Origin of the sequence: Janthinobacterium algoris (genome assembly GCF_051380935.1) — a bacterium.
Classification (GTDB): domain Bacteria; phylum Pseudomonadota; class Gammaproteobacteria; order Burkholderiales; family Burkholderiaceae_D; genus Janthinobacterium.
Map to the genome: position 1 here is coordinate 66,378 of NZ_JBNYXZ010000010.1, position 16,348 is coordinate 82,725.

The window sequence follows — 16,348 nt, forward strand, 5'->3', positions numbered from 1 at the left end:
TGTCATGCGTTTTCCCATCGTCCTCGCCGCCAGCCTGTTCAGCACGGCCGCCCTCGCCCAACCGCTCGTTGCCGAAGCGCCCCTGCGCGCCCATCTGTCCTTCCTGGCCGACGATTTGCTGGAAGGACGTGGCACGGGCCAGCGCGGCGGCGACCTGGCCGTGCGCTACCTGGAAACGCAGGCGGCCGTGGCCGGCTTGCAGCCTTTAAAAGATGGCACGTACCGCCAGGCGCTGACCATCGTCGGCAGCAAGGCCTTGCCATCGAGCAAGGTCACGTTCAGCGCGGGCGGCAAGACGCTCGCGCCCGCCTTCGGCAAGGACATCGTCTTCGGCGCTTCCAATGGCCAGCAGACAGTGGCGTTTGACGCGCCCGTCGTGTTTGCCGGCTACGGCATCCGCGCCCCCGAGGAAAATTGGGACGATTTCAAGGGTATTGATTTAAAAGGGAAATTGCTCATCATGATGGTCAACGACCCGCAGCCGACAGCTGCCGAGCCGAGCCGTTTTGCCGGCAAGTCCCTCACCTATTACGGCCGCTGGGTCTACAAGTACGAGGAAGCGCTGCGCCAGGGCGCCGCCGGCGTCTTGCTGATCCACACGACAGCATCGGCGTCGTATCCGTGGTCGGTGCCCGCCAACGGCTTCGGCCACGAGCGCTTCAGCCTGGCTGGCGCGGGCAACGCCATGGAAGGCTGGCTGCAGGAAGACATGGCGCGCGCCCTGTTCCAGCAAGCAGGACAGGACCTGGACGCCTTGCGCGCGCAGGCCGAAACGCGCGATTTCCGCCCCGTCGCCTTGAACGCCACGGTCAAGGTGGCACTGGATAGCCAGATCCGCAGCATCGAGCAATTCAACGTGGCCGGCATCGTGCCGGGCACGGACCCGAAACTGAAGGACGAGGCTGTCATTTACTCGGCCCACTGGGACCACCTGGGCAAGGATGAGGAAGGCAGCAGCCAAGGTGTCAAACAGGGCCGGAGCGACCCTATCTACAACGGCGCCATCGACAACGCCTCGGGTGCGGCAGCACTGCTGGCCATGGCGCAGGTTGCCGTGAAAAAACCGGCGCGCCGCACACAGATCTTCCTGTGGCCGGCCGGCGAGGAAACGGGCATGCTGGGCAGCACGGCCTACACGCGCGCTCCCCTGTGGCCGCTGGCGAAAACGGCCGCCGACCTGAACCTCGACAGCATGAACTTTGTCGGCAAGACGCACGACATCGGCGTGGCCGGCGCCGAGCGCAGCAGCCTGTACGCAAGCGCCGCCAAGGTGGCCAAGCGCATGGGCCTGCGCCTGGCGCCCACCATTCCCGACCTATCCGGCGCCTTTTACCGGGCTGACCATTTTGCCTTCGCCAAGGCCGGCGTGCCCGCCTTCAACGTGGGCTCGGCAGTATTCTCCGGCGACGGCGCGTTCGACTTCGTCAAGGAGCCGACAGCGTCCAGCGAGCGCCTGGTGGCCTTCAAGAAGGATTACCATCAAGTCACCGACGAATACAAGCCGTCGTGGGATCTGTCGGGCATGGTGCAGCAGGCGCAGTTCACCCTGAACCTCGGCTATGCAGTGGCGAACGACAAGCACTTGCCTACTTGGAACAAGGGCGAAGCGTTTGGCAAGGTAAAACGCTAAGCGCCATGAAAAACACCGGCCTTGGCCGGCGGTGTTTTCATTTAAATCGCCATGATGCGTTTCAGATCCACAAACGCGGTTTCGTACAAATGCTGAAACGCGCCGATCATGACCTCTTCCACGCCTTCGGCCGCGTCGAACTCGCTCGACCATTCTGCCACGCAGGAAGCGACGCCCGGTTCGCCCGTGACGCGCAGGGTGGAACGGTAGTTCTTGACGGGGATCGGGCCAGAGACGATGGTGTAGCTGTAGCTCTTGTCCGCTTCGCTGTAGCTTTGCAGGCGTTCGGCGATGACGGCGCCGTCCGTGGTTTTCAGGCGGCGCACGCGACCGCCATGCTCGGACAGGCTGGTCTTGATGGCGCTCGACCATTCAGCCAGCGACTGGAAGCCGCCGATAAAATCCCACACGCGTTCGGCGCTTGCCGCCAATGTTACAGAAACAATTACTTGGGCCATCTTTAATTCGGTTCCTCATCCAGGTTTGCCGGGCGCGGCGCCCGGCCGGCCGGAGTTGCCCGGCACAGCCGCTATTTTAGCGCCCATGCGGCTTTGCTGCTGGGCGCATATCGGCCTGGACAATCGCGGCTGGTCAGCCTGGCGATGAGGTTTTACAGATTTTCTGCCAGGAAAATTAAAGAATTGCCATGCGCGTGGGCTGCGGCGCGCTGCTGGTAGCTGTCGCGGTGGGTGCAATTGAAACCGTGTTCGGCGCCCGGGTAGATATGGATTTCCACGTCTTGCCGGTCTTCGAAGCGCTCGGCGATCTTTTGCACGGCGTCCGGCGGGATATGGCTGTCCTGGCCGCCGAAATGCATGAGCAGCGGCACCGTGATTTGGTCGGCCAGGTCCAGCTTGTTCTGGATGCCGCCGCCGTAATAGGCGATGGCGGCGTCGACCAGACCGGCCGCAGCCGTTTGAAACGACAGACGGCCACCGAAGCAGTAGCCGACCGAGGCCAGCTTGCCCGTCACTTCCGGGCGCGCGCGCAAGACGGCGACGGTGGCGGCGATATCGCTGTCGGCGTGGGCGTTATCGGTGGCTTGCATCAGCTCCACGGCGCGCGTCCAGCCGTCAGCGTCATAGCCCAGTTCAATGTGCGCGCCCGCGCGCCAGAACAGGTCAGGCACCAGCACCACGTAGCCATCGGCCGCATACTGGTCGGCCACGGCGCGGATGTGCTCGTTGACGCCGAAAATTTCCTGCAACAAGAGGATGGCGGGGCCCTTGCCTACGTGCGGCACGGCCAGGTAAGCCTGAAAGCTGCCGTCCGGGCCGGCGATATCGATCCACTGCGAAGTTGTGCTCATAGAAACTCCAGTCTGAGGTTGGGGGAATGCCACAGCCAGGCATGTTACTGGTTTTTCGCTCTGCCTGCGTCCGCCCCCTTTGCCCAGGCTCAATACAGCTCGCGCAGGTAAATCACGGGGCCGGACTTGAGGATGCCAAAGACGACGGTACCGACCGTGCTGCCCAGGTAGGGATGGTTGCCCACGGATACGTCCACGCTGCCGGCCTTGCCGGCGCCGGGCGCCAGCAAAGTCAGGCGATTGGCCTGCGGTAGTGCGCCTTGCACGACGGTATAGGTCCGATCATCAGCTGCCAGTTTGCTGCAGTCCAGCGTTTTCTTGCAATTGGCCAGCACCACTTCCGACTTGTTGAACGCACTGATGCTGTCAAGCAAATTCGTCGTCCATTTCGTCCCATTCCAGTACTGCACTTGCACGGCCAGCCGGACGGGCAGCAACTCGGAGCCATAGCCGTGGGCTACTTGCCATTGCCCCGACAGCACGGTCAGCCTTGCCTCGTTGTGTATCAAGGCGGAAGTTGAACTGACGACGGCGCCGCCGGGATACGTGCTGCTGGCGCGCAGCCGCACGTCGGTGGGCGCCACCTTTACCGGCACGCCCGCCTTGCCCGGAAAACGGTAGGCGACCATGGGCGAGGCAACGCCCAGTATAAATATCACGGGCGCCACGCCGGTGACGGTGGTTTGCGCCCTGCTGCCATCGGTGAGCCGGCTGCGGCCATCGGAAGTGCTCGGCGGAAAGGAAATCGTGCCCTTGGCCGCATCCAGGCCTTCGAGCAACACGGGCGCCAGGACGCTCGGGACGCGGTCGTCATAATTTTGGGTCGTCGCCACCCCCTGGGCGCGCGCCGTCACGCGCACGCCTATGGCCTGCCCCGAGTATGCGTAGCGGCCTGTCGCCCCATCGTTGGCGCAGGTAAGCGGCGGCGCGCACGGCACGGCGATCCCGTTGCTAGCCTTGGGCTGGTCAGCTTCGTTGTCCTTGATCAACTCCGTGATGAAGTGGTGCGGGATGAACTGCACCTCCCCGCTCACGCGTGAGGGCTTGGGCAAGTCCAGCACCGGAGTATTGGCATCCAGGTAGCCGTTGCGATTGGCCAATTTGAAGGCGATGGTGATCGTTCCCACCTCTGGCCAGTTCATGTCGCTGCTGGCAACGCTGCCATTCTTGAAGACCACGCCACCCTGCATGGCTGGCTTGTTTGGCTCGGCAATCTCGTCCTTCGTCGGCCTGACCAGGCTGGCCAGCGTAGGCAGCACCGTCTCTGGCAATTTTTCATTGCCAAAGTTCGGCGTCACGGCACCCTCGTTATTGAGCGCGCTCATGCTGACAGCCACTGGCGCACCCGCGCGCTGAGGGCTGGCAATGATAGGGATGCTGAACGCGGCCGGCACGACAATGACATCGCCGTTGCCCGTCATGCTCAAGCCGGCGTCGCCGGAAGTGGCCGACCCCGTATAAGTGGCCTTCAAATTCACCTTCCCCACATCCGCGTAGGACATGGTGGCCTTGGCGACGCCCTGGTTATCGAACGCCAGGTTGACCGTCTTCCCCAAGATACTGCAAGCACTGCTGTTATCCGGGGCCAGGGCGATGAAGCCACCCGTGCCTTTGATAAAGACCGGCAAAGTGCCGCTGGCGGGATTGCTGTAGCTGCAAGCGAGCGTCAAGTCCTTGCTCTTGTTGGCAAACAGGGGCACGCAAGCTTGCTGATTGGGGCGGGCCTGCACCGCGCTGATGCCAAACGACGGCTGCGTGGCCGAGACATGGTTGACGGGGGTGACAATCAAGCCTGTTTCCGCGAAATCCATAACGCAACTGGCGCTCTTGTCCGAGCTGCGTTTGCACACCAGCGCGTCCGTAGCGCCGGGCACGCTCGTCAGGCTCAGCGTGGCACTGCCGACGGCGTACTGGCGCACGGTGGCCGTGACCATGCCACTGCTGCTTATCTGCGTCGCGTCGCCCCCCGGACTCAACGTGACAGTGGCGCCACCCGCGTACGTGCTGCCGCAGGCGGCATCCGCGCAAGCCGTCACCGTCACCGTTTGCGGCGCGCACGTCAGGGCAGTGCCTGGATGGTCGATCTGGAAATGGTGGGGTCCGGTCGGGGTGCCGGGGACGCACTTCGGACCCAGCGGCTCGTTGAAGGCATAGCCGCTGTTATTCGTCACGCAGCTGCAGGGGTTGGCCGGGGTATAGGCCTTGCAGGTGATCGTCTGATGCACCCGGCCGCGCGAGCCCAGGGTAATGTGATCGACCTTGGCATTGCCCGTGATATACGCATTCGCCGATTTCAAGGTCACGTCGCCGCCATCCACATTACCTTTGATGCCATTGCCAGAAGCAATGGTCAGCGTATTCGACGCTGCCACATCGCCCGTGACGAGCACACCGGACGCCTGCAGGTCGATGGTCGGCGAGACCAGGTTGCCCGTGACTTGGCTACCGGTACCGACGGTCAACGAGGTGCTGGCGTTGATGTCGCCTTGCACTTGACTTTGTGCGGCCTCGATGCTGACCACGGGCGCCTTGGTCTGGCCTTTCAAGGTGCTGCCCGAGCCCAGGCTGAACGACATGGCAGCCGTCACGTCACCCGTGATCGTGACCTTGGAGTTGGTGATGATGGTGTTGCCCTTGAGGGGACCGGCAATGGAAGAATTTGACGCGATATTGATCTCGCCGCTAGCCGTCACGCTGCCGCTGATAGCCACATTCGCGTTGGTGACGACCTTGCCGCCATCGATAGCGCCAACCAAAGTCGAGCTGGCTGAAATATCGATCATGCCCGTGGCCGTAATGTTGCCCGTGACTTTGACGGCAGAACCACCGAGGATCACGGAGGCAGCCGAAATATCGGCCACGATGGCCTGGCCGTTCTGCGAGCCCAGTTTGAAACTGCCGCCCTTGGCCGTCAGGCTGCCGCCCGAGATCTTCAGGTTGGGCGTATTGACGTTGCTCAAGTCGAGATTCCTGTTGACGGTCAGGGCCGCCGTGCCGCTCATGCTCAGTCCCTGGTTATAGCCCATGGTCACGTCGCTGTTGACCGTGACGCCGTAGCCGCTGGCGATCACGATAGCGTCGCTACTACCCACAAACTGGAGGTTACCGCAGGTATATTGTGCGCCCGACCGGGTGCAATTGCTGACGTCGCCGCCGTTGAAATTAAAAGTGACCGCCTGGGCCATGCCGGTCGATAACAAGAAAAACAAACCAAGGAAAAAAATGTGTATGCGCACGATGTTCAGAAATCGGATAAATGGGAGGTGGCCGGCGGCATATTAACTATCTCATGCTAAGCTACACCGTCGCCGCTCTTGCATTATGGCAGTGTTTTCCACCCTCACGCATATCGCATGATCAAGCAAAGCCCCAAAGAATTTCCCCTGCGGACCGTCGACATCATCGTCTACCCCGGCTTCAAGGCACTCGAAGCCATCGGCGCCATGAAAGTGTTTGACTACGCCAACACCCATTTGCGCCTGCGCAATTTGCCTGGCGGCTACGACGTGCGCATCGTGTCGACGGCCATCGGCCCCGTCGAGTCGGACACCCTGATGTCGCTGCACGCGAGCAAGGCGCTCGATGCCAACCGCCTGCCCGATTTGGCCGTCATCGTCGGCTGCCACCACGTCGAGCAAGTATTGCAAGACATCCCCGCCCTGGCCGCCTGGGTGGCAGCAGCGGCGCCGCGCATCGCTACCCTGGCGGCGCTGTGCACGGGCTGCTTCTTCCTGGCCGAAGCGGGCGTGCTCGACGGCAAGAGCGCCGCCACGCACTGGAGCGCCGTGGATAGCCTGCGCCAGCGCTATCCATTGATACAGGTCAATGCCGATGCGATTTTCGTGCGGGAAGGAAAATTCTGGACGTCGGCCGGCGTGACGGCCGGCATCGATTTGGCGCTGGCCCTGGTGGAAGACGATTTCAGCCGCGATATCGCGCTGGAAGTGGCGCGCGACCTGGTGGTGTATTTGAAGCGGCCCGGTGGTCAGTCGCAGTTTTCCGTACACCTGTCGAGCCAGATGACCACGCATCCGACCATCCGCCAGTTGCAGGGCTGGATCATGGAACACCTGGCCGAAGAACTCACGGTGCCACTGCTGGCGGCCAGGCTGGCCATGAGCGAACGCAATTTTACGCGCGTATTCCAGCGTGAAACGGGCAGCAGCCCCACGGAATTCATCGAGACGGCCCGCTTTGAGGTGGCGCGCCGCTTGCTGGAAGACAATGTGTCTTCCTTAAAACAGGTGGCTGTGCAAGCGGGCTTGCACAGCGAGGAAAGGCTGCGCCGTCTGTTTCAAAAGAAACTTGCCATCACGCCGCGCGACTACCGCGAACGCTTTTCCAGCACATCAAGATGACAAGCCGATATTAGTACAGGACGACGGAACGAATCGACTCGCCGCTTTTCATCAACTCAAAACCTTGATTGATGTCTTCGAGCTTCAGCCTGTGCGTGATCAAATCGTCAATGTTGAGCTTGCCTTCCATATACCAGTCGACGATCTTCGGCACGTCCGTGCGCCCGCGCGCGCCGCCAAAGGCCGAACCGCGCCATTCGCGCCCCGTCACCAATTGGAACGGGCGTGTGGAAATTTCCTGGCCCGCTGCCGCCACACCGATGATGAACGATTTGCCCCAGCCCTTGTGCGTGCATTCGAGCGCCTGGCGCATCAGGGTCGTGTTGCCGACGCATTCAAAACTGTAATCGGCGCCGCCATCGGTCAGTTGCACGATGGCATCGACGACGTTTTCCACTTCGTTCGGGTTGATGAAATGCGTCATGCCGAACTTGCGCGCGATGGCCTGGCGCGCCGGATTGATGTCGATGCCGATGATTTTATCGGCGCCGACCATTTTCGCCGCCTGGATCACGTTCAGGCCGATGCCGCCCAGGCCAAATACGGCCACATTCGCGCCCGCTTCCACCTTGGCCGAGAACAGCACCGCACCCACGCCCGTCGTCACGCCGCAGCCGATGTAGCAAACCTTGTCGAACGGCGCATCTTTGCGGATCTTGGCAAGAGCGATTTCCGGCACCACGATATAGTTGGAAAAAGTCGAGGTGCCCATGTAGTGGAACAAGGGCTGGCCGTTCAGGGAAAAGCGGCTGGTGGCGTCCGGCATCAGGCCGCGGCCCTGCGTGGAGCGGATGGCCTGGCACAAATTCGTCTTTTGCGACAGGCAGAACTTGCACTGGCGGCATTCCGGTGTGTACAGGGGAATGACGTGATCATCCTTTTTCAGGCTTGTCACGCCCGGGCCCACGTCGACGACGACGCCAGCGCCCTCATGGCCCAGGATGGCGGGGAAGATGCCTTCCGGGTCGGCGCCCGACAGGGTGTAGTAATCGGTATGGCAAATGCCGGTGGCTTTCAGCTCGACCAGCACTTCGCCGGCGCGCGGGCCGGCCAGGTCGACTTCTTCGATGGTCAACGGGGCGCCCGCTTTCCAGGCAATCGCGGCTTTGGTTTTCATGGGGATACTTCCTGCTCGGTTTCAGATGCGCCATTATCGGACGCTTGCGGGCGTGGCGGGGCCAGTGGCGGCGCGCTTGTCTGAAAACGCGGCGCATTTGTCCGATGCCGCCGCACGGTGCAGCAGCGCACGGAAGCGCGGCGTGTGTCAGGCGTATGCTTGCGTAAGCTCAATCTTGCGGGCACAAAAACGCGCATTCTTGACGCAACAGCATTCCCTTGATGCATCGCACTGACTCGTCCTCACCAACTCGCCATTTCATCGTTCCCGCAGGAGACTGACATGCGCACCTCGCTATCCCGACTGTTCCCCGCCTGGCTGGCCCTGCTGCTGGCATGCTGCCTAGCCCTGCTGGCCGCCTGCGGCGGCGGGGGCGGCCACCACCCGCCCGCCGCCACCACCGGCAGCCTGGCCGTCACCATCGGCGGCTTGCCGGCCGGCGTGGCGGGCGCCGTCACGCTCAGCGGACCCGCGTCCTACAGCAAGCTGCTGACGGCGAGCACCACGCTCACCGACCTGGCGCCCGGCGCCTATACGCTCAGCGCCGCCAGCGTGGCGCAAGGCACGGGAACGCTGGCGCCCACGCCCGTCACGCAGCAGGTGCAAGTCTATGCGGGCGCGACGGCCAGCGCCAGCGTCGCCTATGCGGCCACCGCGCCGCTGGCCCTGGCCCTGCAAGAGGTGGCCAGCGGCTTGAGCGCGCCCATCTTCCTCACGGCGCCACCCGGCGACAGCCGTTTGTTCATCCTCGAGCGCCCCGGACGCATCCGCGTGGTGCAAAACGGCAATCTGCTGGCCACGCCCTTCCTCGACATCAGCACCCTGACCACTACCAGCGGCGAACGGGGCTTACTGTCGCTGGCCTTCCATCCGCAGTACGCCAGCAATGGCTATTTCTTCCTGTATTACACCAACCTGGCCGGCGATATCGTCATCGAGCGGCGGCAAGTGTCGGCTGGCAACGCCAATGTGGCCGATCCCCTGTCTGCGCTGGCCATCCTCACGATTCCCCACCCCACGTTCAGCAACCACTATGGCGGCTTGCTCAGCTTTGGCCCGGATGGCTATCTGTACGCAGGCACGGGCGACGGCGGCAGCGCGGGCGACCCGTCCGGCAATGCGCAAAACACGAATGTGCTGCTGGGAAAACTGCTGCGCCTGGACGTCAACGCCAGCACGGTGGCCCAGCCATACGCCATTCCACCAGGCAATCCATTTGCCACGGCAGGCGGACGCGCTGAAATCTGGGCCTACGGCTTGCGCAACCCATGGCGCTACGCCTTCGACGTGCCGGCACAACTGCTGTACCTCGCCGACGTGGGCCAGGCCAATTGGGAAGAAGTCGATGTGCGCCCCGTGGGCCAAGCGGGCAACAACTATGGCTGGAATATCATGGAAGGCGCGCGCTGCTACAGCAGCAGCGGCAGCTGCAACCAGGCGGGGCTGGTACTGCCTGCCGTCGAATACGGCCACGATACGGCCGGCGGTTGCTCGATCACGGGCGGCTATGTGTACCGGGGCACGGCCTTGCCGGAACTGGCGGGGCAGTACCTGTATTCGGACTACTGCAGCGGCTGGCTGAAAAGCTTCAGCTACAGCAATGGCACGGCCTCCACCGTGACAGACTGGGGCATCACCAACGTGGGCAACATCCTGTCTTTTGGCCAGGATGCGCAAAACGAGCTGTACATGCTGAGCGGCACGGGCAAGGTCTACCGCATCGTACACAAATAGGCGTACGCAAATGAGCGTGCGTCAGTGAAGCGGAGCGCGCGTGGCAGAGGGCATTTTTCGACGGGGCGCGGGGAACCGGCTAGAATGGTTTTTTTCCGCCGCGCCCTGCGCACCAGCCCAAGAGAACACCATGGCCCGTTTGAAACTTGAATTTCCCGAAGACCAGTACTGCTATTCCTCGCAACTGACGGTACGCACCACGGACATCAATGCCGGCAACCATCTCGGCAACGATTCCATGATTTCCATGATTTCCGAGGCCCGCGCGCGCTTCCTGTTCGAATTCGGCGTGCGCGACATTGAAGCGGACGGCACCGGCATCATCGTCACCGACCTGGCCACCACCTATCGCGCCGAAGCCCATGCGCGCGACCAGCTGCTGTTCGAAGTGGGCGTCATGGATTTCAATAAATATGGCGGCGACATCACTTTCCGCATCACGCGTCCGCGCGACAACGCCCTGATCGCGATGGCCAAGTCGGGCTTTGTGTTTTTCAACTACAAGCGCAGCCAGGTCGTGCCCATGCCGGAAGAGTTCGGCAGCAAGTTCCCACAGGTAAACTGGATCAATTAAGCGATAGATTACGCGGGTCGTCATGCCGCCATGCTGTATGCTTGCTAGGAAGACATTAAAACTGGAGCGGCATGCAAGCAGCGATAACGGCAAGACTGTGCCTGGCCCTGGCGTTGCCGGGCGTGTGGCCAACCGCCCTGGCCGCGCCGCACACCGTCATCCTGTACGGCGACGACGACTATGCGCCATACAGCTACGTGGAAAATGGCGTGTTCAAGGGCATGTACGTCGATATGCTGCGCGCCGCCGCCACAAGAATGCCGGAGTATCGGCTGGACCTGCAGCCGCGCCCCTGGAAACGGGGACTCGATGCGCTGGAAAAAGGCCAGGTATTCGGCCTGTTCCCGCCCGGACGCAAGACGGAACGGTCGTACGTGCAAGCGTATTCGGCCATGCTGTACCGCGAATCGGTGGTGTTGTTCTGCCATGACGCCGTCATGCGCACGCCGCGCACGCACTTCCCGACCGACTTTGCCGGCCTGAGCATCGGCGTCAACACGGGGTTTTTACTGTCGGAAAAATTGATGGCGCCGGCCCGCCAGGGATTGCTGCACCTGGAAGCGGCCAAGGGCAATGAAGCCAATCTGAGAAAACTGGCCCTGCGGCGCATCGATTGCTACGCCAGCGACCGCGCCGCAGCCCGCCACACGGCGCGCCGGCTGCAAGGCGAACTGACCAGTTACGGCTTGCAATTGCACGAGGTGCTGGAACTGTCGTCCGAAGCCACGTATATCGCCTACAGCGCACGCAATACGCCGGCCTACAAGGCCGATTTCATCGAAAAGATGAATGCGGCCTTGCTTGCCATGCGGCAGAACGGCCAGCTGGCACGCATCGAAGGAGCCTACCTGCGCTGAAATAGCGACGCATGCTCACTTACTTGCGCGTCTGGCGCTTCACCTTGATGCCGAAAGTATCGGCAAACCAGTCATCGATCATCAGCTTTTCATAGCGCAGCTTTTCATTGCTGAAGTAATGATTGATGCGGCTCAGGTAAGACATGTCGGACAGAGCAGCATCGCCACTGCGAATGACTTTGCCATCCTGTTCCAGCACATAGTGCAAGCGCATGCGCGGCCAATCGACCCGGCCATTCATGACGCGGATATCCTGGCCGGCACGCAGCGCGGGATTTTCACGGCCCGCCAGGTCCACATCCGTGACGTCGATTTTCAAGGTCTGCCCGGGCGGCAGCGATGCGCCCAGTTTCTCGAAATGCCGGCTCAGTTCCTTCAATACCTCTTCCCGTTCCTGCGGGTTGAACGGGACATCCGTGTATTGATCCGGTTTGCTGAACTGCACTTCCGTTCCTGCCCAGGCCGCGCTGCTGGCCAGCAAGGCCAGGGCGGCGACCAGGGCGCGCGTCGTTTGTTTTTGCATGATCTACCCTTTCAGGAAATGTGAATGGCATGGGGCCACTTCTTATGCCTACTCAATATAGCGCGCTGCATCCCATTCTGGCGCGCAATTCATACCTTGTTACTTTTCTGATTTCCGCCAGGAAGGCAAGGCGCCGACTTTTTTTTACAGATTTATTGGCAATATTAATTAAAACAAAGTATTGTCTTGAAAATATAGTTGCCTAAGCGATAAAGTGTAGATAGTGTGAGCGGCATGGATTTAAAGTGCCTTTTTAGCACGTGTGTTGCATGACTTTAGTCAATTGTTCTTGCTCATTGTTAATACTTAGCTGTCAGTCTACAATCGATAAAATGCGCCCGAAAAACGCGCAACGCCGGTAATGGCGCACAGGAATTCCTGGCGCAGGCGTCTCAGCATTGCGTCAGTTATGCCTTTTAGCGGAACTCGCCCCTATGTCATTTTTGTCTTCAGCTTCGCCCAAGTTACCTCCCTGGAAAGTCCTGCTCGTCGATGATGAACCCGACATTCACGACATCACCAAACTGACACTGAACCGTTTTCGCCTCGAGGGCCGCGCCCTGAGCTTCGTACACGCCTACAGCGGCGCCGAGGCCAAGCAGGTGCTGGCGCGCGAAGAAGGCATCGCGCTGGTCTTCCTGGACGTGGTGATGGAACGCGAAGACAGCGGCCTGGAAGTGGCGCGCTGGATGCGCGAAGACCTGGGCAACCAGTTTACGCGCATCGTGCTGCGCACGGGCCAGCCTGGACAGGCGCCGGAAGAGCGGGTGATCGTCAACTACGACATCAACGACTACAAGGAAAAGACGGAACTCGACCGTACCAAGCTGTTTACCACGACCTTTGCCGCCCTGCGCGCCTACCGCGACATCATGAAGGTCGAGGACGCGCGCCTGGCCCAACTGCACTACCGCGAAGGCCTGGAACGGGTCATCGCCGCCTCGGCGCATATCTTCAAGCAGCGCAACCTGCGCGACTTCGCCAGTGGCCTGCTGCAGCAAGTCGTCGCCCTGCTGCGCCTGGAAACGAGCATGCTGCTGCGCCTGCGCGGCGCCAGCGCCATCTCAGGCGAACAGGATTATGAAATCCTCGCGCAAATCGGCGACCATGAAGCCGATGGCGGCATCCTCAGCCCATCCCTGCTGTCGCAGCTGGACGATGCCAAGAGCAACAAGATCTCGCGCCTGCACGGCGACACCTATGTCGGCTACTTTCCCAACAGCAGCGGCAAGGCGTCCTTGCTGGTACTCAAAGGGGTGGAAGAGATTTCCGACCTCGATGCGCAATTGCTGGAAGTATTCTGCTCCGGCGTGGCGATTGCCTTTGACAATATCCTGCTGACGCAGGAAATCACCGATACCCAGGCCGAACTGATCCTGCGCCTGGGCGACGTGGTCGAATCGCGCTCGCACGAGGGCGGCAACCACGTGCGGCGCATGGCCGAAGTGTGCCAGCTGCTGGCGCAGGCCTCCGGCATGTCGGAAGAAGAAACCATGGTGCTGCGCCACGCGGCACCCATGCATGACATCGGCAAGATTTCCACGCCTGACGCCGTGCTGCTGAAACCAGGCAAGCTCGACGCGGCCGAGTGGGAAATCATGAAGCAGCATCCGACGGTGGGCATGTCCATCCTCGACGGCTCGCAGCGCCCGCTGCTAAAGGCGGCCGCCGTGATCGCCCACCAGCATCATGAAAAGTACGATGGCAGCGGCTACCCGCAAGGGCTGGCAGGCGAAAACATCCACAAATACGCGCGCATCGCCGCCGTCGCCGACGTTTTCGACGCCCTCATGCACAAACGCTGCTACAAGGACGCCTGGCCCCTGGAGCGCGTGGTCAGTTATTTGCGCGAAGTGAGCGGCAGCCACCTGGACCCGCAGTATGTGGAGTTGCTGATTGCGAATCTGGATGATGCGCTTGCGTTGAATCAACGTTTCCCTGATTAGGCGCCACATTTAACCCAAGTACAAATACCGGGGTCAGACCCTGAGGGTCTGCCCCCCCCCCGCACACCGGCAAAACACGCTTCGGCCCCAGCCCCCAACACGGGCGTCCCGGGCCAAGCGGACCTGAAAAATGTCGAGGGCAAGGCGCAGCGACGCAGACAGTACGCATGTACGGCAAGGAGCTGCAACGCCGCCATCGGCATTTTCTCAGGCCCGCGTCTCCGGCCCGCCGTTTTCAAGCTTTCAAGCGCTTTTCGGCTCTAGCGGGAAGCGTATCTTGTAATGCAATCCCATGCCCGGCGCGCTGACCACCTTCACCGTGCCGCCCAGCGGCCCCGTCACCAGGTTGTACAGGATGTGCGCGCCCAGGCCGCTGCCGCCGGAACCCCGTTTGGTCGTGAAGAAGGGGTCGAACAGCTGGCCCAGGGTGGCGCTGTCCATGCCCATGCCATCGTCACTGTAGTCGAGTTCCAGCATCTCGCCGGCCGTCCGCACGCTGATTCTGATCTTGCCCGGCTCGCCTTCGACAAAGCCGTGCACCAGTGAATTGACCACCATGTTCGTGACGATCTGCGATACGGCGCCCGGATAGCTGCGCAGTTGCACCTCAGGCGCGCAATCGATCTCCACCTTGATCGGCTTGCCCTTCAGCTTGGGCTGCAGGGAGAGCAGGATTTCATCGAGGTATTTGCGCAAGTTAAAGCTGCGCAGCTCGTCCGAAGACTGGTCCACGGCCACCTGCTTGAAGCTGCGCACCAACGCCGCCGCACGCTGCGTATTCGTCGTCATGATGCGCAGGGTCTGGTCGATGATGTCGAAAAACTGCCGCAAACCATCTTCATCGAGCTGGCCGCCTTCCAGGTCTTCGCGCGTGAGTTTCAATTCCTGCACCAGGTGGCTGGTGGCCGTCACGCAAATGCCCAGCGGCGTATTGATTTCATGCGCCACGCCCGCCACCAGGCGCCCCAAGGACGCCAGCTTTTCCTGGCGCACCAGTTCCGACTGCGCTTCCTGCAAGGCGCTGAGGGCGCTGTTCAGGGCCGCGTTCTGCTCTTCCAGCGCTTCCTTGGCCTGGCGCATGGCGCTGTCGGCCTGGATGCGGGCCATCGCCACGGCCACATGGCTGGCCATGAAGGCCAGCACGTCCAGTTCCGCTTGGCCATACACGACGGAAGTGTCGTAGCTTTGCACGATGATCACGCCATATTTGCGCTCACCCAGCAGCATGGGCGCGCCCATCCAGCTGGCGATGCCCACATTGCCCAGCGGCTCGTCCATCTCGCCACTGGCCACCAGTGCCGCGTAGCTGTCCGCATCCAGCAGGCAAGCCTGGCGCCGCGCCAGCACGTAGGAACTCATGCCGATGCCGTAATGAAAGCGCTTCACGGGCGCTTGCGCATCCTTTTCATCGACAAAATACGGGATCGTGATGTCCTTGTTGTCCGGATGGTACAGGGCGATGAGGAAGTTCTTTGCCGTCACCAGCTCGCTGATGATGGCATGCAGGCGCACATACAGGGTGGTGGCATCGGCCGCTTGCGCCGACAGGTTGGCGATTTCATACAGCGCATGCTGCAGGTTTTCCGCGCGGCGCCGCTCGGCCACCTCGTGCGCCAGCAGGGCCGTGCGCTCCTGCACCGCCTTTTCCAGGCGGTCCATGCTTTGCATGCCTTGCAGCGCGCTCGACACGTGCGTGGCGATCAGCGCGAACAGGGCCTGGTCTTCCAGGCTGAAGCGGTGCTGCGCGTCATAGCTCTGGATGACGATGGCGCCCAGCACCTGGTGCTGCTGATCCAGCAGCGGGCAGCCGATCCAGTGCTCGGCCGCCGTGCCGCCGCCCCAGGCCCCACCACCGATGGCGCGCATGGCGTCGTCGTCGGCCGTCATCACCAGTTGCTTGCGGTTGACGATGACCCACGCCGTGGGCGACTGCGCGGCGCTGGCCAGGCGCACGCCCACGTCCGGGTCGGGCGCGGCGTCGAATTCATCGACAAAATAGGGAAAGTGGACCAGGCCGTCGTCGCGGTCGCTCAGCGCCACATAAAAATTGGCCGCATACATGATGCGCCCCAGCGCCGCATGCACCGCCTGCAGGAATTCGCTGATATCGCTGCAGGTGCTCGAGCGCTGCCCGATTTCCAGCAACACGGTTTGAACGGCTTCCAGGCGGCTGAGACGGCTTTCCATGGGTGACTATGTACCTTGCGCAAGTATATGTTCTGAAAATCAATATTATCAGTTCAGCCCAGCCTTGGCACGGCATAAAACGCAGAATCTTGCCTTGAGACAGCGCGACACAC

General features: G+C 61.7%; 12 protein-coding genes. 6 read left to right on the forward strand and 6 right to left on the reverse strand.

Annotated elements, in window-relative coordinates; all coding sequences use genetic code 11:
- Nucleotides 1-4 precede the first annotated feature (4 nt).
- Entirely contained in the window at nt 5-1,630 is a 1,626-nt protein-coding gene (locus ACQ4W7_RS16210) for a M28 family peptidase (protein ID WP_436531744.1), read from the forward strand.
- A gap of 41 nt (nt 1,631-1,671) precedes the next feature.
- Here ACQ4W7_RS16210 and ACQ4W7_RS16215 read toward each other — a convergent pair whose 3' ends face one another.
- The 3 genes from ACQ4W7_RS16215 to ACQ4W7_RS16225 form a co-directional block, all read right to left on the reverse strand.
- Nucleotides 1,672-2,088 carry an SRPBCC family protein gene (locus tag ACQ4W7_RS16215; protein WP_426073214.1) on the reverse strand — a complete coding sequence of 139 codons (417 nt, stop codon included), beginning with the start codon at nt 2,086-2,088 and terminating at the stop codon, nt 1,672-1,674.
- A gap of 152 nt (nt 2,089-2,240) precedes the next feature.
- Nucleotides 2,241-2,939: a dienelactone hydrolase family protein gene (locus ACQ4W7_RS16220; protein WP_426073215.1), complete on the reverse strand. Its 699-nt coding sequence runs from the start codon at nt 2,937-2,939 to the stop codon at nt 2,241-2,243.
- 89 nt (nt 2,940-3,028) lie between these two features.
- Entirely contained in the window at nt 3,029-6,031 is a 3,003-nt protein-coding gene (locus ACQ4W7_RS16225; protein WP_436531746.1) for a DUF6701 domain-containing protein, read from the reverse strand.
- Nucleotides 6,032-6,292: 261 nt separating this feature from the next.
- Here ACQ4W7_RS16225 and ACQ4W7_RS16230 point away from each other — a divergent pair, with 261 nt between their 5' ends.
- A complete protein-coding gene (locus ACQ4W7_RS16230) occupies nt 6,293-7,297 on the forward strand; it encodes a GlxA family transcriptional regulator (protein WP_436531748.1) in 1,005 nt (334 codons plus the stop codon).
- A gap of 10 nt (nt 7,298-7,307) precedes the next feature.
- On the opposite strand, the gene ACQ4W7_RS16235 is transcribed toward ACQ4W7_RS16230, so the two are convergent.
- Complete coding sequence (locus ACQ4W7_RS16235) at nt 7,308-8,414, reverse strand: S-(hydroxymethyl)glutathione dehydrogenase/class III alcohol dehydrogenase (protein WP_436531750.1); 1,107 nt, start codon at nt 8,412-8,414, stop codon at nt 7,308-7,310.
- Nucleotides 8,415-8,696: 282 nt separating this feature from the next.
- Between ACQ4W7_RS16235 and ACQ4W7_RS16240 the strand changes: the two genes are divergently transcribed.
- The 3 genes from ACQ4W7_RS16240 to ACQ4W7_RS16250 all read left to right on the forward strand — a co-directional run bounded on the left by ACQ4W7_RS16240 (nt 8,697) and on the right by ACQ4W7_RS16250 (nt 11,579).
- A complete protein-coding gene (locus ACQ4W7_RS16240) occupies nt 8,697-10,148 on the forward strand; it encodes a PQQ-dependent sugar dehydrogenase (protein ID WP_436531752.1) in 1,452 nt (483 codons plus the stop codon).
- A 130-nt stretch (nt 10,149-10,278) separates the two neighbouring features.
- Nucleotides 10,279-10,722 carry a thioesterase family protein gene (locus ACQ4W7_RS16245; protein WP_436531754.1) on the forward strand — a complete coding sequence of 148 codons (444 nt, stop codon included), beginning with the start codon at nt 10,279-10,281 and terminating at the stop codon, nt 10,720-10,722.
- A 71-nt stretch (nt 10,723-10,793) separates the two neighbouring features.
- Complete coding sequence (locus ACQ4W7_RS16250; RefSeq protein ID WP_436531756.1) at nt 10,794-11,579, forward strand: substrate-binding periplasmic protein; 786 nt, start codon at nt 10,794-10,796, stop codon at nt 11,577-11,579.
- A 19-nt stretch (nt 11,580-11,598) separates the two neighbouring features.
- On the opposite strand, the gene ACQ4W7_RS16255 is transcribed toward ACQ4W7_RS16250, so the two are convergent.
- Entirely contained in the window at nt 11,599-12,102 is a 504-nt protein-coding gene (locus tag ACQ4W7_RS16255; protein WP_436531758.1) for a DUF3016 domain-containing protein, read from the reverse strand.
- Between the two features lie 434 nt (nt 12,103-12,536).
- Here ACQ4W7_RS16255 and ACQ4W7_RS16260 point away from each other — a divergent pair, with 434 nt between their 5' ends.
- Nucleotides 12,537-14,048: a DUF3369 domain-containing protein gene (locus tag ACQ4W7_RS16260; RefSeq protein WP_436531760.1), complete on the forward strand. Its 1,512-nt coding sequence runs from the start codon at nt 12,537-12,539 to the stop codon at nt 14,046-14,048.
- Between the two features lie 243 nt (nt 14,049-14,291).
- Here ACQ4W7_RS16260 and ACQ4W7_RS16265 read toward each other — a convergent pair whose 3' ends face one another.
- A complete protein-coding gene (locus ACQ4W7_RS16265; protein ID WP_436531762.1) occupies nt 14,292-16,235 on the reverse strand; it encodes a GAF domain-containing sensor histidine kinase in 1,944 nt (647 codons plus the stop codon).
- Nucleotides 16,236-16,348 lie beyond the last annotated feature (113 nt).

What these genes read in the sequence shown, in the direction of transcription:
- ACQ4W7_RS16210 (WP_436531744.1), top strand. Translation starts at nt 5, where the DNA reads ATGCGTTTTCCCATCGTCCTCGCCGCCAGCCTGTTCAGCACGGCCGCC.
- ACQ4W7_RS16215 (WP_426073214.1), bottom strand. Translation starts at nt 2,088, where the DNA reads ATGGCCCAAGTAATTGTTTCTGTAACATTGGCGGCAAGCGCCGAACGC.
- ACQ4W7_RS16220 (WP_426073215.1), bottom strand. Translation starts at nt 2,939, where the DNA reads ATGAGCACAACTTCGCAGTGGATCGATATCGCCGGCCCGGACGGCAGC.
- ACQ4W7_RS16230 (WP_436531748.1), top strand. Translation starts at nt 6,293, where the DNA reads ATGATCAAGCAAAGCCCCAAAGAATTTCCCCTGCGGACCGTCGACATC.
- ACQ4W7_RS16235 (WP_436531750.1), bottom strand. Translation starts at nt 8,414, where the DNA reads ATGAAAACCAAAGCCGCGATTGCCTGGAAAGCGGGCGCCCCGTTGACC.
- ACQ4W7_RS16240 (WP_436531752.1), top strand. Translation starts at nt 8,697, where the DNA reads ATGCGCACCTCGCTATCCCGACTGTTCCCCGCCTGGCTGGCCCTGCTG.
- ACQ4W7_RS16245 (WP_436531754.1), top strand. Translation starts at nt 10,279, where the DNA reads ATGGCCCGTTTGAAACTTGAATTTCCCGAAGACCAGTACTGCTATTCC.
- ACQ4W7_RS16250 (WP_436531756.1), top strand. Translation starts at nt 10,794, where the DNA reads ATGCAAGCAGCGATAACGGCAAGACTGTGCCTGGCCCTGGCGTTGCCG.
- ACQ4W7_RS16255 (WP_436531758.1), bottom strand. Translation starts at nt 12,102, where the DNA reads ATGCAAAAACAAACGACGCGCGCCCTGGTCGCCGCCCTGGCCTTGCTG.
- ACQ4W7_RS16260 (WP_436531760.1), top strand. Translation starts at nt 12,537, where the DNA reads ATGTCATTTTTGTCTTCAGCTTCGCCCAAGTTACCTCCCTGGAAAGTC.
- ACQ4W7_RS16265 (WP_436531762.1), bottom strand. Translation starts at nt 16,235, where the DNA reads ATGGAAAGCCGTCTCAGCCGCCTGGAAGCCGTTCAAACCGTGTTGCTG.